This is a genomic window from Candidatus Kosakonia sp. 282A-S69 (genome assembly GCF_029433855.1).
Classification (GTDB): Bacteria; Pseudomonadota; Gammaproteobacteria; order Enterobacterales; family Enterobacteriaceae; genus Kosakonia; species Kosakonia cowanii_A.
Window position 1 is genome coordinate 619,132 of the sequence record NZ_JAROAU010000003.1, and the last position, 26,085, is coordinate 645,216.

Genomic DNA, 26,085 nt, shown 5'->3' on the forward strand with positions numbered 1-26,085 from the left:
TACGATCGGGAAATAACGATGCGTCTTAGCACGAGTTATATTTTTCAAAACCGCATAGATAGCCTGGGCGACGCGATGACGGGTTACAACGATCTGGCGACCCGCCTCTCCGCGGGCCAGACGCTGCTGAAACCCTCTGACGATCCGACCGGCGCGTCGCAGTCTGTTACCTTGCAAACGGCGCTGTCGCGCATGAGCCAGTTTGATACCGCGCGAACCTACGCGCAGGACGCATTAGGCCAAGAAGACAATACGCTGGATTCAATCAGCAACCTGCTGACAGAGAACCTGACGCAAAAAATCATCGCGGGTGGCAACGGTGCCTACTCGGACGAAGATCGCGCCGCGCTGGCGGAAGAGCTTCAGGGCATCCGCGATAACCTGCTGGATCTGGCGAACACTAAAAACAGCGACGGTCGCTACATTTTTGCCGGTTATAAAACCGGTAATCCGCCGTTCCAGGCCGATGGTACCTATGTTGGCGGCGATACCGCCATGACCCAGGTTGTCTCCGACAGCACGGAAATGCAGGTTGGTCACACCGGCAATGATGTGTTCCTGAGCGGTACGCCGGACGATATGTTCAAGGCGCTCGACAGCGCGATTGCGCAGCTTAAACAGCCGGTAACCAGCGACGCAGATCGCGATGCGCTGCAGGCTGTACTGGATGATGCCAACGTCAGCATTAAGAAAAATATTGATAACCCGGGCAAGGTACGTGCCACCGTCGGCACCAATATGCAGCAGATCGAGGCGCTTGGCTTCAGTGCCGAGGCGCAGAGTATCAATGTTCAAAGCCGATTGCAGGAGACATTAGGCTCGGATTGGGACTCGATGATTACCTTATTGTCACAATCAAAGATGTCAGAGTTCGCGCTTAACTCATCCATGACGGTATTTCAGTCAATGCAGCAGCTCTCAATTTTCAAAGTGATGGGCTGATATTCCGCTTCTGATGTTTTAATCCCGTACGCAATTATGGGAATGTTATTAGATGCATGTATATGAATAAGCTCTCCCCGCATGCGGAGAGTTTATTGTGTTCCCTATTATTCAGGTTCAGCTATGTTTAAAGACTTAAAAATATCCACAGGAGTTAATCTCCTGATTGGTTTGTTAATTGTTTGTATTATTGCAGTATCAACTTATGCATTGACCAGTTCAAAATCCGCATCTGAAAATTTTGATGACTCGGTTTTGACTAATAAAAATGTTGATACCTTAAATAGCGCAATTCTCGGCCTGACGAATGCGATGGCGCAGGTCAATGCCGGTATGCTGGCCACCATGATTAACCAGCCGGTCAACCAGGGGGATATCGATAACGCGAAAAAGATGTTCACCATGGCCGAAAGGGACATGAACAAGTTTATGGCTACGCCCTTTAAAACCGAGAAAGAGGAGCTTATCGCCAAAGAGATCCATAAACGCTTTGAAAGCGTTTTGGCTTTTTCATTGAAAAAGATGAACTACATCCGTAACCCAACTGGCTACACCAACGACGTTGTGGATGAAGCGAAACAGCGTATTGCCCTAAAAGATCTGGCTGATGAGTACCTCGTCTTCGCTGAAGGGCTGATTAATACGTTCGGCGACACGGCTCATGCTGATACACAGCGTATGACCCTGTTCGCCATGGGCGCTCTCATTCTCGCCATCATCGCAGCCGTGGTGTCCCGCATCTGGTTAAAACGCACGATTTTCAACCGCCTGGAACAGTCGATTACCGCCTTCCAGTCTATCGCTTCCGGCAACCTGAGCACCCGCATCGAGGCCGGTGCGCAGAATGAAATCGGCAAAATGCTGGCGGAAGTTGAAGGGATGCGCCAGTCGCTGACCGACACCGTGTACGGCATTCGTAACGGCGTGAAGCACATCTATACCAACGCCCAGGAGATCGCGACCAGCAACAACGACCTCTCTTCACGTACTGAGCAGCAAGCCTCTGCGTTGCAGGAGACTGCCGCCAGCATGGAAGAGCTGAAGATCACCGTTCGCCAGAACGCCGATAACGCCCACAGCGCACAGCAACTGGCGGAAAGCGCCAGCGTTAGCGCGCAGAAAGGCGGTGAAGTGATGCACAACCTTGAGCAGATCATGGTGGAAATCACAGCGAACTCCCGTCAAATTGCCGATATCAACAGCGTAATTGACAGCATCGCTAACCAGACCAACATTCTGGCGCTGAACGCAGCGGTTGAAGCGGCGCGTGCGGGCGAACAGGGACGTGGTTTTGCGGTTGTCGCAGGTGAAGTCCGTAATCTGGCGAAACGCAGCGCCGACGCGGCGAAAGAGATCCGCCAGCTGATCAACACCTGTGTTGCCAATATGAATACCGGTTCGCAGGAAGTTGAACTGGCCGGTGCGTCAATGCAGGAGATTGTAAAATCCGTGGTGCAGGTGACCGACATTATGGCGGAAATCACCTCGGCATCTGATGAGCAGAGTACCGGAATTAATCAGATTGCTCAGGCGGTGAATGAGATGGATCTGGTTACCCAGCAGAATGCTCAGATGGTAGAGAATGCGGCGAAAACGGCGACCAGCGTTGAGCAGCATGCCAGCAGCCTCGATCAGATCGTGGCGCAATTTGTGATTAATGAACATCACGTTTCTGCGGGTGCGCGTGAGCAGCATGCGATTGAAACGGTGCGTCCTGTTATTTCTGCTACGCGCAAAGATTTCGTTCCTGTTAAAAAATCCGAAGGGGATTGGGAAACATTTTAATTTCGCGTAGATCGAGCGGGAAATAAAGTCGCAATATGTTCAACTTTACGGTTTCTTATCAGGCTATTTGATTTGGCGATAATCAATAATAATTTAGTTCTATTATTATCATCCCGGAAATTGTAATAGTGAATGGTTTATACAGTCCCGAAGGGACAATTCAAAAAGAGCAATTGTGGGCTAAATATGGTTATTTAGTTCGCTATGAAGCGCTGAAAATGCAATCGAGATTATCAGCCAGCGTTGAAATTGACGATCTTATTCAGGCCGGTGCAATTGCTCTTCTTGATGCAATCGATCAGTTTGACCCGAAAAAGGGAGTCAAACTCAGCGTCTATATTGCCCAGCGTCTGCGCTGGGCATTTATGGATGAACTACGTGAGCACGATTGGGTTCCGCGACGCGTGCGCCGCAAAACCCGTGAAGTCTCCTCCGCCATTATGCGCGTTGAACAACGTTCTGGCGGCGCGGCCTCGGAATCGGATGTTGCCGCTGAGCTTGGCATGACGCTGCAGGAGTATCAGCAGATCCTCGCCGACACCAACACCAGCATGCTCTGTTCGCTGGATGAGTTGCAGGAGTTGCTGGCCGACGGCGTCGAGCTGGCGGAGCTTGAGCAGGATCACCTTGATCCCCTCAACGATGCCATGCTGGGGGATTTAACCCGGCAAATCAGCAATGAGATCCGCGAGCTGCCGGAGCGCGAACAGATGTTGCTCAATCTCTATTATCAACAAGAAATGAATATGAAGGAGGTAGGTTCGCTGCTGGGAATTACCGAAACTCGCGTCAGCCAATTACATAGCCAGACGATTAAACGTTTACGTGCGCGGCTGGAGGGGCGCGGCTGGGAAGCATAAATTTATAAGTCATATCCCATGCCGATAATAAATTCATCCTCGATAAATGACGCTGCCTGATTATTATTTCTATTTTTTTATTTTTATTCATTGGTTACGAATTGCAGGACGGTAACTGCGTTATTGGTTACATAATACAAGGGGCAGTTGAAGTGAACGTAACGAATTTTGATGAGCCAATGCAGTGTATTCGGGATATGAATTTATCCTACCTGCTTTTGGCGCAGCGTTTGATTCTGGAAGACAGGCTTGCCGCTAAGTTTCGGCTTGGCTTGAGTGAAGCCACAATCGATATTATCAAAGGGTTGACCTTTCCCCAATTAATCAAGCTGGCATCGACCGGCCAACTAATTTGCCAGCTGCGAATTGATAATGAAACGGTTATTGAGTGTTTAACCAGGGATTCCCGTATTGATGCTTTGCAGAGTATCCATACCGGAATCATCTTATCCACTGATTTGCTTAATTCTCTTTCCGGGGAAGAGCCGTCGACAACCTGAAAGCGGAGTTTATGATGTGTGAAAAAAGCATAATGTCGGAAATCAGGGATGCGCAGATTGCCATGGAATTGATCTCCTTTGGCGCAAGGATGCAGGTACTGGAAAGCGAAACGAGCTTAAGCCGTCGGCGTTTATTAAAGCTCTATAAGGAGCTTAAAGGCTGTTCGCCGCCGAAAGGCATGCTGCCGTTTTCCACAGACTGGTATATGGCGTGGGAGCAGAATATCCATTCGTCAATGTTTTATAACATCTACTGTTATTTGCAAAAGACGGAATCGGGCCGCCCTGTCGAAATTATGCTTAAAGGCTACCGCCTCTATTTAGAAAATAGTCTGAACGGAGCCGCGCAAAAACCAGTATTAGGATTAACCCGCGCCTGGACGCTGCTGCGTTTTATTGACTGCGGCATGATCAAACATATCGAGTGTTGCACCTGCGGCGGGCGTTTTATTACCGCGCCAGAGAGTACCCAGGGCGTCTTTACCTGCAGTTTATGTTTTCCGCCCTCCCGGGCAATTAAACGCGCAGGCCCCGAGCGAACGCTCACCACCCCCCGGATATAACCGGGTCGGGCATGCGCTGCGCGCACTATTCAGCGTGGCAGGTTGTTTTTTTCAAAGATTAAGGAGTTGCAGTGTTAGTCATTATTGGCTATGTCGTCGTCTTCGCTACCGTATTTGGTGGGTTTGTGCTGAGCGGCGGTAACCTCGCGTCACTATTTCAGCCGACCGAGCTGTTAATTATCGGCGGGGCCGGATTAGGGGCTTTTATTGTCGGTAATAATGGCAAAGCGATCCGCGCTACCCTTAAAGCCCTCCCGTCGCTGTTTAAAGGCTCGCACTTCACTAAGTCGCTCTATCTGGATCTGCTGGGCATGCTCTATCTGCTGCTGGCGAAAAGCCGCCAGAGCGGGCTGGTTGCGCTGGAGAACGATATCGAAGATCCGCAAAACAGCCCGATCTTCTCCGCCTATCCGCGCCTGCTGGCCGATGCCGATATCATGAACTTTATCATCGATTACCTGCGCCTGATGGTCAGCGGCAACATGAACGCTTTTGAAATAGAAGCGTTAATGGATGAGGAGATTGAAACGTGCGAGCACGAGCATGAGGTGCCAGCCCACAGCCTGAACGCCGTCGGCGATGGCCTGCCGGCGTTTGGTATTGTCGCGGCGGTCATGGGCGTGGTGAACGCGCTGGCGGCAGCGGATCGCCCGGCGGCAGAACTCGGCGCGCTCATCGCCCACGCGATGGTCGGAACCTTCCTCGGTATTCTGCTCGCCTACGGCATGGTACTGCCGCTGGCGACCCTGCTGCGCCAGCGTAGCGCTGAACATCTGAAGATGATGGAGTGCATCAAAACCACGCTGCTCTCCAGCATTAACGGCTATGCGCCGCAAATCGCCGTGGAGTTTGGGCGTAAAACCCTCTTCTCAACCGAGCGCCCAAGCTTTGCCGAACTGGAAGATCATGTGCGTGAAGTTCGCACCTCATCCTCCTCCAGCGCATCCTCTTCTGCGAGTGAAGCAGCATGAGAAAGAAGCCCGTAGAGACCATCGTCGTTCGTAAAACCATCAAAAAAGGGCATGGTTCGCACGGCGGTTCGTGGAAGATTGCCTATGCGGACTTTATGACCGCAATGATGGCCTTCTTCCTCGTGATGTGGCTGCTCTCCTCCTCAAGCCCCGAGCAGCGCCAGCAGATTGCTGACTACTTCAAGGTGCCGCTGAAGAACGCGCTGGCTCATGGGGAGAAGGCGAGCCTGAGCGACAGTATCATCCCCGGTGGCGGCGATGATGCGATGAAGCAGGATGGCGAGGTATTTAAGCGCACACTGCAAAAACTCGATCAGAAAAAGAGTGAAGCCAATCTCAAACGGGCGAGAGAGAAGCTTGAGAATCTGATCGAGGTCGATCCGCGGCTCAATAACTTCACCTCGAACCTGCGGCTCTCCCTGACCGACGACGGGCTGCTGTTGCAGATCACCGACAGCGCCGACCGGCCGATGTTTAAGGTCGGTCGCCCGACGCCGGAAAGCTACATGGTCAATATCCTGCAGGCGCTGGTGCCGGTGCTTAACGATATGCCCAACCGCATTATCTTAACCGGCCATACCGATTCGCTCCCTTACGCCAAAGGCGAACAGGGCTACAGCAACTGGGAGCTCTCGTCCGATCGCGCCAACGCCTCGCGCCGCATTCTCGCTGGCGCGGGTCTTGCCAGTAAAAAATTCATCCGGGTGATCGGTACGGCGGACACCATGATGCAGGCCGGCTCCCGTGCCGCCGATCCCATTAACCGCCGCATCAGCATCCTGGTATTAAGCCAGCAGAAAGAGAAACAGATCATGCAAGAAGATGTGCTTTTACGCGACACGCTGGTCAGCCCTGCGTCACCGTCCGTCAGCGGCAAAGGCACGCCAGAGCCCGCCGTTAAGCGCGCTCCTGAGGAGATCAAATAATGGATATAAGTGATTTTTATCAGGCCTTTTTCGACGAGGCAGATGAGCTGATGGCGGATATGGAGAAGTATCTGCTTGAGTTGGATCTCGCGGCTCCGGACAGGGAAGTGCTCAACGCCATTTTTCGTGCCGCCCACTCTATTAAAGGGGGCGCAGGTACTTTCGGTTTTACCGTCTTACAACAGACCATGCACATTCTCGAAAATCTGCTGGACGATGTACGCAGCGGTAAATTGCAGATTAACGACCCGATTCGCGATCTGTTTCTGGAGAGCAAAGATATTATGCAGGACCAACTGGACGCCTATAAAGCTTCCGCTGAGCCCGATCAGGAGGCGTTCCGCTACATTTGTGAAGCGCTGCGCCAGATTGCCCTCGACAGCGCCGAATCGACCACGCTGCCCGCTGAAGTGGTTACGCCTGCAGTGGCCGAACCCGTTGCGCCACCCGTTACGGCGTCGAAGCCCGATGGCGAGCACTTACGTATTATCCTCAGCAATATTAAAGAGGAGGATCAGCAGCCGCTGATTGACGAACTGGGTAACTTAGGTCGCGTCAGCGCGCTGCAGAGGGATAAAACCGGTCTGCAACTGACGCTGGCGACCACCGCCACGCCTGACGATATCCTGGCTGTGCTCTGTTTTATCCTTGAACCCGAGCAGATTGCGATCTCTCCCGCGCCTGTGGAAGAGCCCTCTCTTCCCGCCACTGACGCGACCGCGCCTGCACAAAATAGCCAGGCTCCGGCCGTTCGCACTGCGCGCCCGGAAACCCCGCGTGCGAAACCGCAGCAGGCGGAGGCGAGCAGTATCCGCGTGGCGGTAGAGAAGGTGGATCAGATAATCAACCAAGTTGGCGAACTGATTATCACCCAGGCGATGCTTTCGCAGCTCTCAGGCGTACTCGACTCCTCCAGCCACGACACGCTTATCAGCACCATCGCTCAGCTGGAGCGCAACGCCCGCGATCTGCAAGAGTCGGTAATGTCGATTCGCATGATGCCCATGGATTATGTCTTCAGCCGCTTCCCGCGTCTGGTGCACGATCTCGCCGGCAAGCTGAATAAAGAGGTGGAGCTGACGCTGGTCGGCGGATCCGCCGAGCTGGATAAGCGGCTGATCGAACAGATCGTCGACCCTCTGACGCACCTGGTGCGTAACAGCCTCGATCACGGCATTGAGCCGGTGGAGGTGCGTCGCGCTAACGGTAAAGCGGATAAGGGTAACCTGGTGCTTTCGGCTGAACACCACGGCGGCAACATTATTATCGAAGTGACCGATGACGGCGCCGGGCTGAATCGCGAGAAGATCCTCGCCCGCGCGCAGCAACAGGGGATGCCCATCAGCGATAACATGAGTGATGAAGATGTCTGGATGCTGATTTTCGCACCCGGCTTCTCCACCGCCGAAAAGGTGACGGATGTCTCCGGGCGCGGCGTCGGCATGGACGTGGTGCGGCGTAATATTCAGGAGATGGGCGGTCATGTGACGATCCACTCCGAGCAGGGGCGTGGCTCCAAGATCCGCATCATTCTGCCGCTGACGCTGGCGATCCTCGACGGGATGTCAGTGCGCGTCGGCTCGGAGATCTACGTCCTGCCGCTCGGCAGCATGATGGAATCCTTGATGCTCTCCGAAAATACCCTGCACCGTATGACCGGCGGCGAACGCATGCTGCAGGTGCGCGAAGAGTATCTGCCGCTGGTTGAGCTCGGCAAGCTGTTTGGTATTCACGATAACGATTACGACTTCAGCGAAGGGATAGCGGTGATTGTGCAGAGTGCCGGCAGTCGCTATGCGTTGCTGGTCGATCAGCTGATTGGTCAACACCAGGTGGTGGTGAAAAACCTCGAACAGAACTATCGCAAAATCCCTGGCATTTCGGCGGCGACAATCCTTGGCGACGGCAGCGTGGCGCTCATTCTGGATGTGGCTGTGTTAACAACATTGGCGAAAAACGCGAAACCTCACTGACAGCAAGCCTGAAGGGCGTTTTTGAAAAGGTTATAAGATGAACGTATCTGATTCAGACAAACAGTTATCGGGCGACAACACCGGGAGTGAGTTCCTGGTGTTTACCCTGGGCAATGAAGAGTACGGGATTGAGATCCTGAAAGTGCAGGAGATCCGTGGCTACGATCGCGTAACGCGGATCGCCAACACGCCTGATTTTATTGCCGGCGTCACCAACCTGCGCGGCGTGATCGTCCCGATCGTCGATCTGCGTGTCAAGTTTACCCTCGGTTCGGCGGAGTTTGATGACAATACCGTGGTGATTGTGCTGAGCCTCGACAGCGGTCGTGTGGTAGGAATTGTGGTGGACGGTGTCTCTGACGTGCTGGCGCTCAACGCGGCGCAGATCAAGCCCGCCCCGGAGTATACCGTCACGCTTTCAACGCAGTATCTGCTCGGTCTCGGCTCGCTCAATGAGCGGATGCTGATTCTGGTGGATATTGAGAAGCTGCTGAATAGCGAAGAGATGGAGCTGATTGAGCGTGTGAGCGAGAACACGTTTTAACGCCGCTCACCACGTATCGACACAAAGCCTCTCCCGGCAACGGGAGGGGCTTTTTTGTTGCCTGTTTCAGCGGCTTTGTTCTCGTAGATCTCCTAGGCCGGATAAGGCGGAGCCGCCATTCGGTATTATTACCGCGGTACGATTGCCGGATGGCGCTTGCGCTTATCCGGCCTACGCCGTTTCAGCAAGCCGCCATTCGGCGATGGGGTTGGCGTGCTGGAGTGGTGGAAGGTTCCGTTCACCAGGCACCGGGGAGTTTCATTAACCCCTCATGCGGGGAAATCGGTGCTGCGCACTGCGCTCACCTCCCGCGTGCCTGACGGCGGTTGGCTCGACTCAACTTACTCGTCCCATCCATGGGACTCGCCCCTTCGGGGCCAGCGCAGGCGCTGTTCAACATTGCTCCCGGCAATTTTGTCCTGTCCCGGTTCGCCTCTGTCCGCCATCCATGACGTCCAGACCTTGTCATTTCCGCTTCGGTTCGCTGATTTCAGCGGGGACACAACCCATCGCTGTGAGATTTGATGTAAAGGGAAAATCTGTGCTGCTGAAGGAGTGCCGGATGGTGCGTACCGCTTATTGGGCCTGTGGAGCTGAGTGATGTTGTAGGCCGGATAAGGCGCAGCCGCCATCCGGCAATCAATGCCCGCACCAACGCCGTCTAACGAAACGCAGGCATAAAAAAACCGCCCAGGGAGGGGCGGTTGGAGGATAAGGCAGGAAAACCTGCCTTAAACAGCAGAGATTAACGCAGCAGAGAGAGTACGTTCTGCGGAACCTGGTTAGCCTGTGCCAGTACGGAAGTACCTGCAGACTGCAGAATGTTCGCGCGGCTCATTTCAGAGACTTCAGATGCGAAGTCAGCATCCAGGATACGAGAGCGAGATTCAGACAGGTTGTTAACGGTGTTGTTCAGGTTGCTGATAACAGAAGCGAAACGGTTCTGTACCGCACCCAGACCGGAACGCATTTCATCAACCTGCGCCAGCGCTTCGTCGATTTTGGTCAGCGGATCGGAGGTTGCCTGAGCGGTAGAGACAGCTTTACCGGAGTCAGTCATAGTCCAGGTGGATTCATCAATAGCCGCTTCGGTCAGATTACCGTTGGCGTCTTCGATGTAGTAGTTACCTTCACCATCTTCCAGGATGTTACCAGTGACACCAGTGGTAGTAACCGCCTGATCTTTCATGATGTCTTTGCCCGCCAGGCTTCCAACTTCATTCACGCCTGTTGCCGCCGTGGTGGAGTCAAAGGTGATTTTACCTGTTGTGGTATCAGTTGCCGTTACTTCGTACAGGTCAGAACCGATTTTGGCGTAAACATTGCCATCATCGCCTTCAACGATGTCGTCAATGGCTGTTGCCGGTGTGGTGTTGGAATCAGTAAAGTTAGCGACATCATAATCCATGCCGGAGTCAACCTGCACGTTGCCACTGAAGGCGGTCAGGCTTGCTTTATCAACACCGTTAGCAACGGTGAAGCCGTCCATACCCAGAGTAGAGGCATCCATCTGGCTCAGTTCGATATCGATAGTCTGGCCATCGTTAGAACCAACCTGGATTGAGAGCTTCTGATCTTTGCTCAGTACTTTCACGCCGTTGAACTCAGTCTGTTCAGAGATACGGTTGATCTCGTCCAGACGCGCGTCGATTTCGTCCTGGATGGACTGACGGTCAGAATCAGAGTTGGTGCCGTTCTGTGCCTGTACGGACAGACGACGGATGTTCTGCAGGTTGTCGTTGATTTCGTTCAGCGCACCTTCAGTGGTCTGTGCAATGGAGATACCATCGTTGGCGTTACGGGAAGCCTGAGTCAGACCGTTGATGTTCGCGGTGAAACGGTTAGAGATCGCCTGACCTGCTGCATCGTCTTTCGCGCTATTAATACGCAGACCAGAGGAGAGACGTTCAATTGCAGTACCCAGAGAGTCCTGAGATTTGTTCAGGTTGTTCTGAGCAACAAGGCTAAGGGCGTTAGTATTAATAACCTGGGACATGGGGTTTCCTTATACACAATTTACTATACAGAGTATGGTTATGCGTCATTTCGTTCGCATACTAAATAAATCGGCCTTTTAAAAAATGACTAAAATTTTTCACCAGCAAAACTTTTTGATGAGTGCTCTCTTTTTTGATTAAACACACCCTTTTCAGGCAGTTTTGTCGCTTATTTGTGCGGATTTTTGTTTTATTTAGTGAATTGATATCAGGAGTGGCGTTATATCGGATGTTTACGTGTTGATGATTTATCAATAATCCCTGGTGTGATTCTCTCTATATATAAAGGAAAAGGTGGAGAGAAGTGATTCGCCAAATTGAAACCATTTTTGCAGCCATTTAAAGGGAATGGATTAACGCCTGTTGCAAACCCATTTGATTACTTTGAAATAGATCGGAAAAGAGAGGTGAATATATTTTTATAGCCTTTCAGGTGACGGTAAAAAATTCATCTTTTATTTTCCTGCGCCGATAGCTTAATAGAGAACCACCGCAAAACGAGATTTCCGACAGGAGAATAAATGGGCATTTCATCACTAGGCGTCGGTACCGGCGGGATTGATACAGCCTCTATGCTGGAGCAGATTAGAGCAGGCGAGCAGACCCGCCTGACGCCCTATACCAGCCTGAAAAGTAAATATCAGTCGCAAATTTCAGACTGGGGCAAAATCTCCAGCCTGATGTCGACACTGCAAAAAAGCATCACCACCATGAGCGGCGATGCGTTCAGTAAGATGAACGTCAGCAGCAACGAGGCGTTTACCGCCACGGCAGCCAGCGGTGCGCAGGCGGACAGCCACTCGGTCACCATTTCGCAGCTGGCGGCTGCGCATAAGCTAAAAACTCAGCCGCAAACCAGTGCTGATACTGCCCTTGGCACCAGCAACTCCGGCGGCACGCGCACCATTACCATCACCCAGGAAGATGGCAAAACCATGGAGGTCGAACTGGAAGATGATGAAACCTCCCTGAACCAGATTGCGAAAGCGATCAACAAAGAGAAGGGCAGCGTCACCGCCTCGGTACAGCGTACCGATGATGGTTACCAGTTAGTGCTGAGCTCAAAAACCACCGGTTCTGACGGCCAAATGACGGTAAAAGTGAATGGCGATGCGTCATTAGCGGGCGTGCTTGATACCTCTAACGGCGGTCAGCATATTGACGATCAGGGCCAGGTGATTAATGACCCGGGCCAGAGCGACAATATGATTTCAGTCTCCGACGCGAAAGATGCCAAACTGCGCGTCGACGGCTCGGACTATACCCGCTCCAGCAACAACATCACCGACATTATCGAAGGCGTTACACTCAATCTGAAAACCGTTTCAGAAAATGGTGAGGAGGAGCAGTTAACGCTGACCAGCGACACTTCGGCAATCAAAACCAGCCTGCAAGATTTTGTAAAGCAATACAACGCGTTGCTTAAGCAGACAACCTCTTCCAGTAAATATGTCGCAGCCGATATGTCGGGTCTTGGCGATGAGGAAGTGGCCACTGAAAACTCAGATAACGGTGCGCTGATGGGCGACTCCACCCTGCGCGGGCTGGTGAGCGAATTACGCTCCACCGTCAACGGCGTGTATGGCGATGCGGGCGCAACTTACGGCTCGCTGGCCGATTTGGGGATTACCATCGATGCCGCCAGCGGCCAGATGACGCTGGATGAAGACACGCTGGACGAAGCGATTGCCGATAACCCGGAAGAGATCGCCACCATGTTCAGCGGCCGTGGCGATAACGAAGGGCTGGCGACCTCCCTTGGCAAGATCATGACTGACTACCTGGGGGATTCCAAAACCGACACCGACGGCATCATCGAAGGGGCGACGGAGAGTCTGGAAGATCAGACTGAAATCGTGCAGGCGCAGATCGATAAAACCCAGAAGCTGATTGATGCGCAGGTGGAAGTGTATCGCGTGCAGTTCCAGAACCTGGACTCCCTGATGACGAACCTCAACGGCATGAGCTCGCAGCTCACCTCGCTGCTCTCTACTCTCTAATTTTTACTTTACCGCAGGCCGTCGCCGGCCTGCTTCGAGGAGCTATTTATGTATGCATCACAAGGTACAAACGCCTATGCGCAGGTTTCGCTGCAAAGCAAGCTCGCCGGCGCAACGCCACACCAGTTAATCACTATGCTATTTGACGGCGCCCACAGCGCCATCCTGCAAGCTGCTATCCATTTTGAAAATGGCAATGTTGCCCAGCGTGGCAAAATGATTTCGAAAGCGATCAATATTATTGATAACGGCTTACGCGCCGCGCTCGATCATGAAACCGGAAAAGGTATCGCCGCGGATCTTGAGCGGCTGTATGAATATATGTCGCGCACACTGCTGGAGGCGAATCTGCATAACAACCCGGAGCCGTTAAAACATATTGATAGTTTATTAATGAGGCTGGCAGCAACGTGGAAAGAGATTGAGCCGGTACAGAAAAGGGTGCGCTATGGCTGAAATAATCCCTCATTACTACCGTGAACTGTATGAGATGAATCTGGCGATTCTGGAAATGGCGAGAGAAGCGCGATGGGATGATTTTATCGAGGTCGCTTCGCGTTATGTGATTAAGAAGCAGGATATTTTAAATAACAGTACGGATGCCCTTTCGGCCGATGAAAAAGAGGCGCTGAAAGGTCTGCTACAACAGTTGCTCGATAATGAAGCTGAAATCACCCGCAATTTACGGGCGCGTCTTGATACGTTAAAGCAGAACTTATCCTCTATACATCGTGGTGCCCGGTGCAGCCAACTTTATACCCTTCATCAAGCCCCTTCATTACATTAAGTTTATAAAAAAGGCTGTAGGTTCATTCTCAACCTGGAGCCTTTTTAATTACCTTAACGATAATTCACGGTTAATTGATTGCGCAGCACAGTAAGCGGCGGATGAAGTTGACCCCGACGATTCACAGAGTAAACAAAGCGAAACTCGCCGCGGGCCGGAAACGGTATCGCTACGCGCTGCGTACCCGCCAGCGCTGGCAGAGTGATGCACCGCTCGATACGGCAGAGCTTAATCTGTAATCCCGGTGGGGGAGGGGCGAGCAGGGAGATACGCCAGGAGAAGTGGGTGACGCGCGCAGAAGGGGAGAGGTGGGCAGGCGCATGCAGCGGGCGGCTGCGCAGGATCGCTTTACCGAGGCTGACGCTGCCGCCCATGCCCGCGGCGCTCCAGGCGCCTTGTTGCGGTGCAGCCGCTGCCGGCAACGCCAGCAGCAGGCTTATCAGGATCGCGCGTTTCATGCACTGGTGCCAATCACGGCGGTCATCTGCACCGTTTTGTTGTTGCTGATCTCCATCGTCGACAGCACGCCAAGCTGCGGGAAGGCGCGGCGCAGGAAGCGCGACACCATGGTACGCAGCGCCGGGTTCACCAGCACCACCGGCGAGACGCCGAGCGACTGCTGTTCGGTGATGGCGCGATCGGCCTGGCGCATCAGGTTTTCTGCGATGCCTGGCTCAATGGCGCTGCCGCTCTGCAGCGACTGAATCAACAATTTCTCCAGCGCACTGTCGAGGCCAATCACTTTAATATCATCATCATTGCGGAACCACTGGGCGGTGATTGCGCGACCCAGGCGAATGCGCACCTGTGAGGTGAGCTCATCCGGATCGCTCTGTACCGGCGCATACTCCGCCAGCGTATCGATAATGGTGCGCATATCGCGAATCGAGACGCGCTCGGCCAGCAGGTTCTGCAACACTTTGTGGAACAGCGTCACCGAGATGACGCCCGGGATCAGATCTTCCACCAGCTTCGGCATCTCTTTGGTGATGCGATCGAGCAGCTGCTGCGTCTCCTGACGGCTGAACAGCTCTTCAGTGTGCAGCGTGATGAGATGGTTCAGGTGGGTGGCGATCACCGAGCTGGGATCAACCACCGTAAAGCCCTGGATCTGCGCCTGTTCACGCAACACCTCATCGATCCAGCAGGCGGGGAGACCAAAGGCCGGATCGACACAGGGTGTGCCGGGCAGCGTCCCCTCGGCATAGCCGGGGTTGATCGCCATCCAGCGATCGGACTCAATATCGCCGCCACCAATCTCCACGCCCTTCAGCAGAATACGGTAATGACCGGGGGCCAGATCGAGGTTATCGCGGATATGGATCGGCGGCGGCAGAAAGCCCATCTCCTGGGCGAACTTCTTACGAATGCCGCGTACGCGCACCAGCAGCTGACCATCCTGAGTGCTGTCGACCAGCGGGATCAGGCGGTAGCCCACCTCCAGCCCAAGCACATCCTCCATCTCGACATCTTCCCACGAGGCTTCTGCGGAAGCGTGGTCGTTCGCGGCCTGCGCGCTGACGCTGTCTTTATCATCCCGCGCGATACCGCGCCCGGCTGTGGTGGGTTTCTTCATTTCGCGGCCGCGCATCCACCAGGCCAGCCCCAGCAGAATGGCGGTAAACATCAGGAAGACAAAGTTCGGCATGCCGGGGATCAGCCCCAGCAGACCGATAACGCCTGCTGAGAGCACCATCACGCGCGGGTTGCTGAACAGCTGGCCGACCATCTGCTCGCCGATATCTTCATCGTTGGAGACGCGGGTGACGATCACACCGGCGGCGGTGGAGATAATCAGCGCCGGGATCTGTGCGACCAGGCCATCACCGATGGTCAGCAGGGTATAAGTTTCACCCGCTTCGGCGACGCTGAGGCCGTGCTGCAGCACGCCGATAGTCAGCCCGCCGATGACGTTAATCGCCATAATCAGCAGCCCGGCGATAGCATCCCCACGTACGAACTTACTCGCACCGTCCATCGAACCGTAAAAGTCGGACTCCTGGGTCACTTCGCTGCGGCGACGTTTGGCCTCGGCTTCGCCAATAAGCCCGGCGTTGAGGTCGGCGTCAATTGCCATCTGTTTGCCGGGCATACCGTCGAGCACAAAGCGCGCGCCCACTTCAGCGATACGCCCCGCACCTTTGGTGATGACCATAAAGTTGATGATGATGAGGATGGCGAACACCACGATACCAATCGCGAAGTTGCCGCCGACCAGGAAGTGGCCGAACGCCTCAACCACCCGACCCGCCGCGGCGGCACCGGTGTGGCCTTCCATCAAAATAATACGCGTTGAGGCGATGTTGAGCGCCAGCCGCAACAGGGTTGAGAAGAGCAGCACGGTCGGGAAGGCAGAGAACTCGAGGGTTTTCTGCGTAAACATCGCCACCAGCAAGATCATCAACGACAGGACGATATTGAAGGTGAAGAGCGTATCAAGCAAAAAGGCCGGCAGAGGCAGCACCATCATTGCCAGAATCAGCATGATCAGCACCGGTCCGGCCATAATTTGCCACTCGGTTTCTTTAAACGCCGGTAAGCGTAGTTTGCTGGCGAGATTAGCCATCAGTCTTTACTCTCAGTTGCGAAATCCATCGACGCAGGAACCGGAAGGTTCCCGGGTTTTTTCGGCGGAATGCCGCCGCTACTGCGCCAGCGTCGCAGGCCGTATACCCAGGCCAGAACTTCCGCGACGGCGCTATAAAGCTCACCCGGGATCTGCTCGCCAATATCACAATGGCGATAGAGCGCACGGGCAAGCGGGGGCGCTTCGAGCATCGGTACGCGGTGTTGCGCGCCCAGCTCGCGTATTTTTAAGGCGATATCGCCGGCACCTTTCGCCACCACCGTCGGCGCACTCATGCCGCCCTCTTTATAGGAGAGCGCCACCGAGTAGTGCGTCGGGTTGTTAACGATGACGTCCGCCGTTGGAATATCGGCCATCATCCGGCTGCGAGCCGCCGCGCGCTGCATCTGCTTAATGCGGCTCTTGATGTGCGGATCGCCCTCTTGTTGTTTGAACTCATCACGGATCTCCTGGCGGCTCATACGCAGCTTCTTGAGGTGACTCGTGATTTGGTGGAAGACGTCGTAGCCCACCACCGGCAGCAGGAAAAAGATCACCATCAGCAGGCAATCAAACACCATGCTCATCGCGTGGGCGATGGCCATGGGCAGCGCTTCATTAACCAGTTGAATGAAATGCGCTTTATTGTTGTAGAGGTAGAGCGCGAAGGCGCATGCCACCAGCGCCACCTTCAGGCAGCCTTTGAGCATTTCCGACATCACCTGCGCGGAGAAGAGGCGTTTCAGCCCCTGCAGCAGCGATAGTCGTTTAAGATCGACCTTCAGCGATTTGCCGCTTAAATTGACCCCGCCCAGCAGCATCGGCGCGGCAATCCCGGTGACAAAGAGACCCAGTAAGATGGGCAGCAGCGCACTGCCCATCATCTCCAGCAGAAAGCGCGCCTGATGGAACATCGACTGCGGGTCCATCACCGGCAACCGGTTAAGCACCAGCCCACTTTGCAAAAGCTGCATCATGTTGTGCGCAAATTGAGTACCGCCGGAGAGCAGCAGCGCCCAGCCGGCCAGCAGCATCAGTAAAGAACTCAGCTCTCTCGAGCGCGGGATCTGCCCCTCCTCACGAGCCTTCTGTTTTCGGTGGGGCGTGGGTTCTTCGGTTTTTTCTACGTCGCTTTCGTCTGACATGATCTGCTCAGTGCATGGGCCGCGCCCGCGCTCTTAGAAGCCCAGCGAATCGAGCAGGTCATCGACCTGATCCTGTGTCGCCATCACGCCGGCTTTGTTGCTGTCGACCTGCGGACCGTTGACCAGCGTCACCTCTTCCTCTTTCTGGCGCTGCTCCTGTGACACCTCAGGCACATACGCCAGCAGCACCTGGATAAGCTCGGTCTCAACCGTTTCAATCAGCGACATCATGCGGCGAATCACCTGGCCGGTCAGATCCTGGAAGTCCTGCGCCATCATGATCTCCATCAGGTGCTCATCGCTTTTGCGTGCCGCCTGCGGTGCCTGCTTCAGGTAATCACGGGTCTCGGTGACTAATTCCCGCGCATCGGCGAGTTCCACGGGGGCGGCAAACCAGGCATCCCAACGTGCTGCCAGCTGCTCACCGCCATTGACGATGGCCTCCTGCAACGGGCGCGCCTCTTCCACACTGGTCAGCACGCGCTCGGCGGCCTGCGCGGTTTTGCCTACTACATAGTTCAACCGTTCGCGGGTATCCGGAATGGCATCGGCCGCTTCGACAATGGTGCGATCGAGGCCTAAGTCGACCAGGCTATCGCGCATCAGACGCGCGAGCTGTCCGACGCGGGAAAAGATGCCTTTGAAATCCTCTTCAGGTTGCGTATTTTCCGCCGTCATGAGTTACCAGCCGATCTTTTCAAAAATTTTGTTCAGCTTCTCTTCAAGCGTTGCCGCGGTGAACGGCTTCACTACGTAGCCGCTGGCACCGGCCTGCGCAGCGGCGATGATGTTCTCTTTCTTCGCTTCAGCGGTCACCATCAGCACTGGCATGGTTTTCAAATTCGCATCGTTACGAATTTCCGTGAGCAGCTGTAGGCCATCCATATTCGGCATGTTCCAGTCGCTGATAACAAAGTCGAAGGTGTCGGCGCGCAGCTTGTTCAGCGCATCCAGGCCATCTTCTGCCTCCTCAACGCGGTTAAAGCCCAAATCTTTCAGAAGGTTGCGGACAATGCGTCGCATGGTGGCGAAGTCATCGACAACTAAAAAGCGTAAGTTCTTGTCGGCCATATCTGTTTCCTAAACTCATTAAGTAGAACGGGTAGTGGGGTGGTGTTTAAATTCTGCGAGCCTGGCCAGCCGAGTGGTTCAGAATGTGCTGGCTGATATGGTCCAGATCGACGGTTTCGCTCGCGGCGCCAAGGGCAATGGCTTCGCGCGGCATACCAAAGACCACGCAGCTGCGTTCGCTCTGGGCGATGGTCCATGCGCCCGCTTCACGCATCGCCAGCAGGCCGGCGGCGCCGTCGCTGCCCATGCCCGTTAAAATGGCTCCGACGGCGTTTTTCCCGGCGCAGCGCGCGACGGAGTGAAAGAGCGCATCTACCGACGGGCGATGACGGTTGATCGGCATGTCATCACTCAATTTGATGTGATAATTCGCCCCGCTGCGCGTCAGCTCCATATGGAAGCCGCCCGGCGCGATATAAACATGACCGGGCAGGACGCGGTCGCCCTCTTCAGCCTCCTGCACCGACATCTGACACAGATGGTCGAGCCGGTTGGCGAACGAGCGGGTGAAACCGGCTGGCATATGCTGAGCAATGACAATGCCGGGGCTGGTGGCGGGCATCTGCACCAGCAGCTGGCGCAGCGCCTCGGTGCCACCGGTTGATGAGCCAATAGCGATAATCTTTTCGCTGCCAATCAGCGGGCCGTGCGCAATTTTTCGCGGCTGCGGCTTACCGTCGCGGCGAGCCACTCGCGCTTTCGACGCCATACGGATTTTGTCGACAATCATCTCGCTGTATTGCGCCATGCCGTCCTGCAGACCGGTCTCCGGCTTGGTAATAAAATCAACCGCGCCCAGCTCCAGCGCGCTGAGGGTAATGTCCGATCCCCGGTTGGTCAGCGACGAGAGCATCACTACCGGCATCGGGCGCAGACGCATCAGGCGCTCGAGAAAATCGAGGCCATCCATGCGCGGCATTTCGACGTCCAGAGTGAGTACATCCGGGTTATGCTGCTTGATCAGATCGCGGGCGATGATGGGATCGAGGGCGGTCGCTACCATTTCCATGTCCGGTTGTTCATTGACGATGCGCGTCATGATTTTGCGAATCAGCGACGAGTCATCAATGCAGAGCACCTTAATCTTTTTCATCCTTCTCACTCCGCAAGGCGATAGACGGACTGTCCGAGCAAACGAAATGGACTGTTCATGTTTTGAAAATGTTCAGAGTGACCCACGAACAGCAACCCGCCAGGCTTAAGCATCTTCGCAAAGCGCTGCAGCAGCTTCTCCTGGGTGTTCTGATCGAAATAAATCATCACGTTACGGCAAAAAATGGCGTCGAAAGGAGCGGGGATATCCCACTGGCTTTCAATCAGATTGAGCTGGCGAAATTGCACGGTGTTGCGAAATTCGCTTTTGATTTTCACCATGTTCGCCTGCCCGCCGGTGCCGCGTAAAAACCAGCTTTTTTTCTGCTGTTCGGTCAGGTTGTCGATATCCGTCAGGCGGTAAACGCCCTGCACTGCTTTCTCCAGTACATCGGTGTCGATATCGGTCGCCAGCACGCGCGGGCCGGTGATACTGCGGCCCAGCGCCGCTTCCAGCGTCATGGCGATTGACCATGGCTCTTCACCGGTAGAGGCCGCCGCGCACCAGACGCTGTACATACCCGGACGCGACTGGGCATGTTTCGCCAGCGTCGGGAAGTGATACGCCTCGCGGAAAAAAGAGGTCAAGTTGGTGGTCAGGGCGTTAATAAACTCCTGCCACTCGCTGCTGGTTGGGTTATTCACCAGCAGGGCGATGTACTCTTCGAACCTGCTCAGGTTCAGTTCACGCAGACGACGAGAGAGGCGGTTAAACACCATGTCCTTCTTTTGCGGCGTCAGCACGATCCCCGCGCGCTGATAAATCAGCGCACTGATTTTTTCTAATTCATAGCTGCTTAACGTGCCCGGAAAGGACGACGAGGTTTCGGCAGATGAACGTCTATTTTTCTGGCTCATTGTCATAAGTGTTGGCTTAAACCCACAGGTTTTTTTATGCACATTGCAGGTGACGCTGAAATGAATCACCGGCTATATGCCGGTGAGTTTATTAACAGGAATAAAACATCCGGACTTATTCAGCCGTGAAAAATAGCAGCACTATTTTCACATTATTTGATAATAAGAAATTGCTTAGCGGTTACACCGGCATGCTCATTATTTCCTGGTAGGCGCTGACCAGCTTATTTCGCACCTGCACGCCAAGATTTAAAGCGATAGATGATTTCTGTATGGAAACCATCACGTCATTTAAGCCGATACCTTCCGCGCCGGAGAGATAGGCTTGTGACTGCTGTTTTGCAGATGTCTGCATTCCGCTAATATTGTTAATACTGTTAAGTAAAATATTAGAAAATTGTGAATTATTTTCTGTTTTACGCGTCGCGCTAAAGGGATTTAACGCGCTGATATCTGAGACTTGTCTGGCCTGCGACTGAATCTGATCCAATACGCCGCCTAATGTATTCATCGACATAAAAATGACCTTAATAGATATTGGCCGCAAGCTTACCATGTGGTCTGAAAAACGACATAACGTGAATAGCTGACACAAATTTCACCTTATTACCACTTAGAAAAACGGGCTTTCTGTAGATAATACGCATCCGGGAATTTTCCTGAGAAATACATTTGCGTTTATTAATTGCATACCAGATGAGCCGCGCCGTAATTATTTTTACTTTTAATTTCGGCATTCACTTTTACAGGACATTGGCATGACTGCCACAATCACCGGTAGTAAAAAGAAAGGCATTGTCGATGTAAAGGCAGTGCTCGAAAATATTCGGGCTAACCCCCGCATCCTCTTTTTTGTCGCGGCTGCGGCCGCCATTTCTATTGTTATTGCGCTGATGTTCTGGGCGAAAGAACCAGACTATCGCGTGCTCTATAGCAATATTAGCGAGGAGGATGGCGGTGCGGTTGTCACCCAACTGAAACAGATGCAGGTGCCGTACCGTTTTGCCGAGCATGACGGCTCCATTGAGATCCCGTCTGAACAGATCTACGAAGTGCGCCTCAAACTGGCGCAGCAAGGGTTGCCGAAGGGCGGCTCTGTAGGTTTTGAACTGCTGGATCAGGAGAAGTTTGGTATCAGCCAGTTCAACGAGCAGGTCAACTTCCAGCGCGCGCTGGAGGGCGAACTGTCACGCACCATCGAAACGTTAGGTCCGGTGCGCTCGGCGCGCGTCCACCTGGCGATGCCGAAGCCGTCGCTCTTTTTGCAGGATCGTAAAGAGCCCTCCGCTTCGGTGACGCTGAACCTGATTAACGGCAGAACGCTCGATTCAGGTCAGGTAAGTGCTATTGCCTTTATGATCTCCAGCGCCGTGCCGGGCCTCGGCGCCGATCGGGTGACGATTGTCGATCAGAGTGGCCACCTGATGTCGCAGAACGGTGCGCAGGCAACTCAGACCACGCAGCTGCAATATGTGCGCAAGGTGGAGTCTGATTATCAGCGCCGCATCCAGGCGATCCTCGCACCGATTGTCGGCACGCAGAACGTCAGAACCCAGGTGACGGCGCAGGTTGACTTCACTCAGCATGAGCAGACGGCGGAGCAGTATCAGCCGAACAGCCGCCCTGAAAATATGGCGATTCGCAGCCGTCAGAGCAGCAACAACGAGCAGGGTGGCAAAAATGCGGTCGGCGGCGTGCCGGGCGCGTTAAGCAACCAGCCGCCGGCACCGGTCACGACGCCGCTTGAAGATCCCGCAGCGCAGCAGGCCAACCGGCAGGGCGGTGCGAATGGTAATAACGCGGCACCCGCAGCGGCAGCCACACAAACCCTGACGCCCTATAACAAGCAGAGCGATGAGACCACCAACTACGAGGTGGATAAAACGCTGACCCACATTAAGCGCAACACCGGTGTGCTGGAGCGTCTCTCCGTTGCCGTGGTGGTGAACTATATGCCGGGCAAAGATGGCAAGCCGGTCGCGCTCAACAAGGCGCAGCTTGATCAGATCAATGCGCTGGTTAAAGAGGTGATGGGCTTCTCCGACAAACGCGGCGATACGCTGAACGTCGTCAACACCCTCTTCACCGATCAGGAGGAGGAAGCGCCTGTTCCGCTGTGGAAACAGCCTGAATTTATCAAGCTGATGCTCTCCGGTGCGCGCTATCTGTTTGTGGCACTGATCGCCTGGATCCTGTGGCGCAAGGCGGTGCAACCCTTCTGGATCCGCCATCAGGAGATGCTGATTCAGCGTCTGGAGATGGAGAAAGAGGTGCGCCAGGCCGAGCTGGATGAGCAGATCCGTAAACGACAGAGCGCGGAAACCGCCAAAGCGCAGCAGCGCGTCGAAACCGAACAGCAGGCGCAGCATCTGCGTGAAATGGCGGACCAGGAGCCGCAGGTCATCGCGCTGGTGATTCGCCAATGGCTAAATAAGGAGCAGAAGTCGTCATGAACGCCGCCGAGAAATGCGCCATAGTCATGCTGACGCTCGGTGACGAGCGTGCAGCCGAAGTCTTTAAGCACCTGAATACCCATGAAGTGACCATGATCAGTAGCGCCATGGTCGCCATGGGCACTTATACCCACGATCAGCTGGCGGTGGTAATGAAAGATTTCCGCCGCGATTCTGGCGAATTTGCGGTGCTGGATGTCAATACCAACGAATACCTGCGCAGCGTGCTGGTGAAAGCGTTGGGCGAAGAGCGCGCCAACAGCCTGCTCGAAGATCTGCTCGAGGCCAATGATGAGCGTAACGGTATCGAAACGCTCAACTTTATGGAGCCGCAGATGGTCTTCGATCTCATCCGTGATGAGCATCCGCAGATTATCGCCACCATCCTTGTCCACCTGAAACGCAGCCAGGCAGCCGATCTGCTGGCGAAATTCGACGAGCGCGAACGCAACGACATCCTGCTGCGTATCGCCACGTTCGGCGGCGTGCAGCCGGTGGCGCTGCAGGAGCTGACCGAAGTGCTCAACAACCTGCTGCATGGTCAGAATATCAAACGCAACAAGATGGGCGGTGTACGTCCGGCGGCAGAGATCCTCAACCTGATGAAATCTCACCAGGAAGATGCGGCTATCGAAGCGGTGCGCGAATACGACCAGGAACTGGCGCAGAAAATTATCGACGAGATGTTCCTCTTCGAGAACCTGGTCGATATGGAAGATCGCAGCATCCAGCGCATCCTGCAGGATATCGACAACGAATCGCTGATCGTCGCGCTGAAAGGTGTTGATGAGGCGCTGCGCGACAAGTTCTTCCGCAATATGTCCAAACGTCAGGCCGACATTATGCGTGACGATTTGAACTCCCGTGGCCCTGTGCGCATGTCGCAGGTCGAAAACGAACAGAAAGCGATCCTGCTGGTGGTGCGTCGTCTGGCGGAGACCGGCGAGATTGTGATTGGTGGAGGCGACGATGCCTACGTCTAAGACCCAGTGGCACGCCTGGCGGCCTGAAAACCTGCTCGACGACACGTCAGGCAGCGAGCCCGACCTGCGCACTGCCGTCCCGGCCAGCGATCCGGCGAGTGAAGCGGCGCTGCAAATTGAACTCTCACGCCTGCGCAAGCAGGCCGAGCAGAAAGGGTTTACCCAGGGCCAGACGCGCGGCGTGGAAGAGGGGACAAAGCTCGGCTATGCGAAGGGCTTTGAAGAGGGGCGCGAAGAGGGCATCGAGAAAGGGATGGCCGAATACCGCCAGTTACAGCAGCAGCAGACGCAGGAGTTCGCGCAGCTGATTGATAACGTCAAAATCACCCTTGATAGCCTCGACAGCGTGATGCCGGCGCGGCTGGTGCAGGTGGCGCTGATGGCGGCGCGCAGCCTGCTGGGCGAAAGCGTGGTCTCCACCACCACCAACGCCTGGCTGCTGACCCGTATTCAACAGCTGTTGCAGGAGGACACCAAACAGCTGGGACAGGTGAAGCTGTGGATCAGCCCCGAGGCCTCTGCTTCGGTTCAGGAGCAACTTGGCGAAGTACTGCACGCCCGCGGCTGGGAGCTCTGCACCGATGCGCAGATGCTGCCGGGTGGTTGCCGTCTGACGACTGACGGCGGCGAGCTTGATGCCACCACCGAAACCCGCTGGAACGAACTCTGCACCCTGAGCCGGGAGGACTTCTCCCTATGACCGCGCGGCTAAAGACATGGCTTGATGGCGTCGATCAGCGTGAAAAACGCATCGCCACGCTCCCGCTGTTTCGCCGCTACGGCCGCCTGACCCGCGCCACCGGCCTGGTGATGGAAGCCGTCGGCCTGAAGCTGCCCATCGGTACGCTCTGCATTGTCGAGCGTGAAACTGAAGAGGGGATCCAGCGGGTCGAGAGCGAAGTGGTCGGCTTTAATGGCGAGATCCTCTATCTGATGCCGCTTGAAAACGTCGAAGGCGTGTTGCCGGGGGCGCGGGTTTACGCACTGGGTAACAACACCAAAGGCAAACTGTTGCCGCTGGGGCCGGAGCTGCTGGGGCGCGTCCTTGATGCCAGCGCCCGCCCGCTCGACGGCCTGCCGCCGCCGAACACCAACGATCGCGGGCCGCTCTTTACGCCGCCGTTTAACCCCTTACAGCGCGATCCGATTAAAAACGTGCTCGACGTCGGCGTGCGCGCCATTAACGGTCTGCTGACCGTCGGGCGCGGTCAGCGTATGGGTCTGTTTGCTGGCTCCGGCGTCGGTAAAAGCGTGCTGCTGGGGATGATGGCGCGCTTTACCAAAGCGGATGTGATTGTCGTCGGGCTGATTGGCGAACGTGGCCGCGAGGTGAAAGATTTTATCGAAAACATCCTTGGCAAAGAGGGGCTTAAACGCTCGGTGGTGATCGCCGCCCCGGCCGATGTTTCGCCGATATTACGTATGCAGGGCGCGGTCTATGCCACTCGTCTGGCAGAAGATTTCCGCGATCGCGGCCAAAACGTCCTGCTGATTATGGATTCTCTGACCCGCTACGCGATGGCGCAGCGTGAAATCGCGCTGGCCATCGGCGAACCGCCCGCCACTAAAGGCTATCCGCCTTCGGTGTTTGCCAAACTGCCCGCGCTGGTTGAGCGCGCCGGGAATGGCATTAAAGGCGGCGGTTCGATCACCGCGTTCTATACCGTGTTGACGGAAGGGGACGATCAGCAGGATCCGATCGCCGACTCGGCGCGTGCGATCCTCGACGGTCACGTGGTGCTCTCCCGTCGCCTCGCGGAGTCGGGCCACTATCCGGCGATCGATATCGAAGCCTCGATCAGCCGTGCGATGACAGAGCTTATCGATCCGGCGCACTACAAAAAGGTGCAGCGCTTTAAACAGATGCTCTCCTCGTATCAGCGCAACCGCGATCTGGTGAGCGTGGGGGCCTATGCCGCCGGCAGCGATCCGCTGCTTGATCGGGCCATTGCCCTCTATCCGAAAATGGAAGCGTATCTGCATCAGGGCATCCATGAGTCTTGTGAATATGACGACTCCTATAACGGACTTTCGGCACTCTTCCCACAGGACAACAACGCGTAATGTGA

Annotated in this window: 25 protein-coding genes; 16 read left to right on the forward strand and 9 right to left on the reverse strand. The window is 54.9% G+C overall.

Annotated features, from left to right (window positions below):
• The first annotated feature begins 18 nt into the window (after positions 1-18).
• From flgL to cheW, 9 genes are all read left to right on the forward strand, one after another.
• Positions 19-942, forward strand: a complete 924-nt coding sequence (gene flgL, locus PU683_RS08630; protein WP_277171107.1) for a flagellar hook-associated protein FlgL — start codon at positions 19-21, stop codon at positions 940-942.
• Between the two features lie 123 nt (positions 943-1,065).
• Positions 1,066-2,727, forward strand: a complete 1,662-nt coding sequence (locus PU683_RS08635; RefSeq protein ID WP_277171108.1) for a methyl-accepting chemotaxis protein — start codon at positions 1,066-1,068, stop codon at positions 2,725-2,727.
• Between the two features lie 128 nt (positions 2,728-2,855).
• Positions 2,856-3,587 carry an RNA polymerase sigma factor FliA gene (locus PU683_RS08640; protein WP_277171109.1) on the forward strand — a complete coding sequence of 244 codons (732 nt, stop codon included), beginning with the start codon at positions 2,856-2,858 and terminating at the stop codon, positions 3,585-3,587.
• Positions 3,588-3,739: 152 nt separating this feature from the next.
• Complete coding sequence (gene flhD / locus PU683_RS08645; RefSeq protein ID WP_083699332.1) at positions 3,740-4,087, forward strand: flagellar transcriptional regulator FlhD; 348 nt, start codon at positions 3,740-3,742, stop codon at positions 4,085-4,087.
• 14 nt (positions 4,088-4,101) lie between these two features.
• Entirely contained in the window at positions 4,102-4,650 is a 549-nt protein-coding gene (flhC, locus tag PU683_RS08650; protein ID WP_277174244.1) for a flagellar transcriptional regulator FlhC, read from the forward strand.
• Positions 4,651-4,721: 71 nt separating this feature from the next.
• Entirely contained in the window at positions 4,722-5,621 is a 900-nt protein-coding gene (gene motA / locus PU683_RS08655) for a flagellar motor stator protein MotA (RefSeq protein ID WP_277171110.1), read from the forward strand.
• Complete coding sequence (motB, locus tag PU683_RS08660) at positions 5,618-6,547, forward strand: flagellar motor protein MotB (RefSeq protein WP_277171111.1); 930 nt, start codon at positions 5,618-5,620, stop codon at positions 6,545-6,547. The genes motA and motB overlap by 4 nt, the downstream gene beginning before the upstream one ends.
• The gene (gene cheA, locus PU683_RS08665) at positions 6,547-8,520 is read left to right on the forward strand and encodes a chemotaxis protein CheA (RefSeq protein WP_277171112.1); all 1,974 of its coding nucleotides are present in this window, start codon (positions 6,547-6,549) and stop codon (positions 8,518-8,520) included. Before motB ends, cheA begins: the two co-directional genes overlap by 1 nt.
• A 37-nt stretch (positions 8,521-8,557) precedes the next feature.
• Positions 8,558-9,064, forward strand: a complete 507-nt coding sequence (cheW, locus tag PU683_RS08670) for a chemotaxis protein CheW (RefSeq protein WP_277171113.1) — start codon at positions 8,558-8,560, stop codon at positions 9,062-9,064.
• A gap of 745 nt (positions 9,065-9,809) precedes the next feature.
• Here the strand turns inward: cheW and PU683_RS08675 are convergent.
• Positions 9,810-11,060 (reverse strand): FliC/FljB family flagellin, encoded by a 1,251-nt coding sequence (locus tag PU683_RS08675; protein WP_277171114.1) that lies wholly within the window; start codon positions 11,058-11,060, stop codon positions 9,810-9,812.
• 522 nt (positions 11,061-11,582) lie between these two features.
• On the opposite strand from PU683_RS08675, the gene fliD reads away from it, so the two are divergent.
• The 3 genes from fliD to fliT are packed head-to-tail and all read left to right on the forward strand — an operon-like array spanning position 11,583 to position 13,848.
• The gene (gene fliD, locus PU683_RS08680; RefSeq protein ID WP_277171115.1) at positions 11,583-13,061 is read left to right on the forward strand and encodes a flagellar filament capping protein FliD; all 1,479 of its coding nucleotides are present in this window, start codon (positions 11,583-11,585) and stop codon (positions 13,059-13,061) included.
• A 48-nt stretch (positions 13,062-13,109) separates the two neighbouring features.
• The gene (gene fliS, locus PU683_RS08685; RefSeq protein WP_277171116.1) at positions 13,110-13,517 is read left to right on the forward strand and encodes a flagellar export chaperone FliS; all 408 of its coding nucleotides are present in this window, start codon (positions 13,110-13,112) and stop codon (positions 13,515-13,517) included.
• Positions 13,510-13,848, forward strand: coding sequence for a flagellar protein FliT (fliT, locus tag PU683_RS08690; protein WP_277171117.1), 339 nt, complete (start codon positions 13,510-13,512; stop codon positions 13,846-13,848). The genes fliS and fliT overlap by 8 nt, the downstream gene beginning before the upstream one ends.
• Before the next feature lie 53 nt (positions 13,849-13,901).
• Here fliT and PU683_RS08695 read toward each other — a convergent pair whose 3' ends face one another.
• The 8 genes from PU683_RS08695 to fliE form a co-directional block, all read right to left on the reverse strand.
• Positions 13,902-14,306: a flagellar protein FlhE gene (locus tag PU683_RS08695; protein ID WP_277171118.1), complete on the reverse strand. Its 405-nt coding sequence runs from the start codon at positions 14,304-14,306 to the stop codon at positions 13,902-13,904.
• Positions 14,303-16,414, reverse strand: coding sequence for a flagellar biosynthesis protein FlhA (gene flhA / locus PU683_RS08700; protein WP_277171119.1), 2,112 nt, complete (start codon positions 16,412-16,414; stop codon positions 14,303-14,305). Before flhA ends, PU683_RS08695 begins: the two co-directional genes overlap by 4 nt.
• Complete coding sequence (gene flhB / locus PU683_RS08705; RefSeq protein ID WP_277171120.1) at positions 16,414-17,559, reverse strand: flagellar biosynthesis protein FlhB; 1,146 nt, start codon at positions 17,557-17,559, stop codon at positions 16,414-16,416. The genes flhA and flhB overlap by 1 nt, the downstream gene beginning before the upstream one ends.
• 33 nt (positions 17,560-17,592) lie before the next feature.
• Positions 17,593-18,237, reverse strand: coding sequence for a protein phosphatase CheZ (cheZ, locus tag PU683_RS08710; RefSeq protein ID WP_277171121.1), 645 nt, complete (start codon positions 18,235-18,237; stop codon positions 17,593-17,595).
• Between the two features lie 3 nt (positions 18,238-18,240).
• Positions 18,241-18,630, reverse strand: a complete 390-nt coding sequence (gene cheY / locus PU683_RS08715; RefSeq protein WP_277171122.1) for a chemotaxis response regulator CheY — start codon at positions 18,628-18,630, stop codon at positions 18,241-18,243.
• 46 nt (positions 18,631-18,676) lie between these two features.
• Entirely contained in the window at positions 18,677-19,723 is a 1,047-nt protein-coding gene (locus PU683_RS08720) for a protein-glutamate methylesterase/protein-glutamine glutaminase (protein WP_277171123.1), read from the reverse strand.
• Between the two features lie 5 nt (positions 19,724-19,728).
• Positions 19,729-20,580: a CheR family methyltransferase gene (locus PU683_RS08725; protein ID WP_277174245.1), complete on the reverse strand. Its 852-nt coding sequence runs from the start codon at positions 20,578-20,580 to the stop codon at positions 19,729-19,731.
• A 181-nt stretch (positions 20,581-20,761) separates the two neighbouring features.
• Entirely contained in the window at positions 20,762-21,097 is a 336-nt protein-coding gene (gene fliE, locus PU683_RS08730) for a flagellar hook-basal body complex protein FliE (RefSeq protein WP_277171124.1), read from the reverse strand.
• A 241-nt stretch (positions 21,098-21,338) separates the two neighbouring features.
• Between fliE and fliF the strand changes: the two genes are divergently transcribed.
• From fliF to fliI, 4 genes are read left to right on the forward strand one after another with little or no spacing between them, the layout of a single operon-like run.
• Complete coding sequence (fliF, locus tag PU683_RS08735) at positions 21,339-23,033, forward strand: flagellar basal-body MS-ring/collar protein FliF (RefSeq protein WP_277171125.1); 1,695 nt, start codon at positions 21,339-21,341, stop codon at positions 23,031-23,033.
• Positions 23,030-24,016, forward strand: coding sequence for a flagellar motor switch protein FliG (fliG, locus tag PU683_RS08740; RefSeq protein WP_277171126.1), 987 nt, complete (start codon positions 23,030-23,032; stop codon positions 24,014-24,016). The genes fliF and fliG overlap by 4 nt, the downstream gene beginning before the upstream one ends.
• On the forward strand, positions 24,003-24,716 hold the full coding sequence (locus tag PU683_RS08745) for a flagellar assembly protein FliH (RefSeq protein WP_277171127.1): 714 nt from the start codon (positions 24,003-24,005) through the stop codon (positions 24,714-24,716). The genes fliG and PU683_RS08745 overlap by 14 nt, the downstream gene beginning before the upstream one ends.
• Complete coding sequence (gene fliI, locus PU683_RS08750; RefSeq protein ID WP_277171128.1) at positions 24,713-26,080, forward strand: flagellar protein export ATPase FliI; 1,368 nt, start codon at positions 24,713-24,715, stop codon at positions 26,078-26,080. Before PU683_RS08745 ends, fliI begins: the two co-directional genes overlap by 4 nt.
• Positions 26,081-26,085: the final 5 nt, after the last annotated feature.

Bases quoted from the DNA above. Each gene is read 5' to 3' on its own strand.
- flgL (WP_277171107.1), top strand. From the start codon at position 19: ATGCGTCTTAGCACGAGTTATATTTTTCAAAACCGCATAGATAGCCTG.
- PU683_RS08635 (WP_277171108.1), top strand. From the start codon at position 1,066: ATGTTTAAAGACTTAAAAATATCCACAGGAGTTAATCTCCTGATTGGT.
- flhC (WP_277174244.1), top strand. From the start codon at position 4,102: ATGTGTGAAAAAAGCATAATGTCGGAAATCAGGGATGCGCAGATTGCC.
- motB (WP_277171111.1), top strand. From the start codon at position 5,618: ATGAGAAAGAAGCCCGTAGAGACCATCGTCGTTCGTAAAACCATCAAA.
- cheA (WP_277171112.1), top strand. From the start codon at position 6,547: ATGGATATAAGTGATTTTTATCAGGCCTTTTTCGACGAGGCAGATGAG.
- cheW (WP_277171113.1), top strand. From the start codon at position 8,558: ATGAACGTATCTGATTCAGACAAACAGTTATCGGGCGACAACACCGGG.
- PU683_RS08675 (WP_277171114.1), bottom strand. From the start codon at position 11,060: ATGTCCCAGGTTATTAATACTAACGCCCTTAGCCTTGTTGCTCAGAAC.
- fliD (WP_277171115.1), top strand. From the start codon at position 11,583: ATGGGCATTTCATCACTAGGCGTCGGTACCGGCGGGATTGATACAGCC.
- fliS (WP_277171116.1), top strand. From the start codon at position 13,110: ATGTATGCATCACAAGGTACAAACGCCTATGCGCAGGTTTCGCTGCAA.
- fliT (WP_277171117.1), top strand. From the start codon at position 13,510: ATGGCTGAAATAATCCCTCATTACTACCGTGAACTGTATGAGATGAAT.
- PU683_RS08695 (WP_277171118.1), bottom strand. From the start codon at position 14,306: ATGAAACGCGCGATCCTGATAAGCCTGCTGCTGGCGTTGCCGGCAGCG.
- flhA (WP_277171119.1), bottom strand. From the start codon at position 16,414: ATGGCTAATCTCGCCAGCAAACTACGCTTACCGGCGTTTAAAGAAACC.
- flhB (WP_277171120.1), bottom strand. From the start codon at position 17,559: ATGTCAGACGAAAGCGACGTAGAAAAAACCGAAGAACCCACGCCCCAC.
- cheZ (WP_277171121.1), bottom strand. From the start codon at position 18,237: ATGACGGCGGAAAATACGCAACCTGAAGAGGATTTCAAAGGCATCTTT.
- cheY (WP_277171122.1), bottom strand. From the start codon at position 18,630: ATGGCCGACAAGAACTTACGCTTTTTAGTTGTCGATGACTTCGCCACC.
- PU683_RS08720 (WP_277171123.1), bottom strand. From the start codon at position 19,723: ATGAAAAAGATTAAGGTGCTCTGCATTGATGACTCGTCGCTGATTCGC.
- PU683_RS08725 (WP_277174245.1), bottom strand. From the start codon at position 20,580: ATGAGCCAGAAAAATAGACGTTCATCTGCCGAAACCTCGTCGTCCTTT.
- fliE (WP_277171124.1), bottom strand. From the start codon at position 21,097: ATGTCGATGAATACATTAGGCGGCGTATTGGATCAGATTCAGTCGCAG.
- fliF (WP_277171125.1), top strand. From the start codon at position 21,339: ATGACTGCCACAATCACCGGTAGTAAAAAGAAAGGCATTGTCGATGTA.
- fliG (WP_277171126.1), top strand. From the start codon at position 23,030: ATGAACGCCGCCGAGAAATGCGCCATAGTCATGCTGACGCTCGGTGAC.
- PU683_RS08745 (WP_277171127.1), top strand. From the start codon at position 24,003: ATGCCTACGTCTAAGACCCAGTGGCACGCCTGGCGGCCTGAAAACCTG.
- fliI (WP_277171128.1), top strand. From the start codon at position 24,713: ATGACCGCGCGGCTAAAGACATGGCTTGATGGCGTCGATCAGCGTGAA.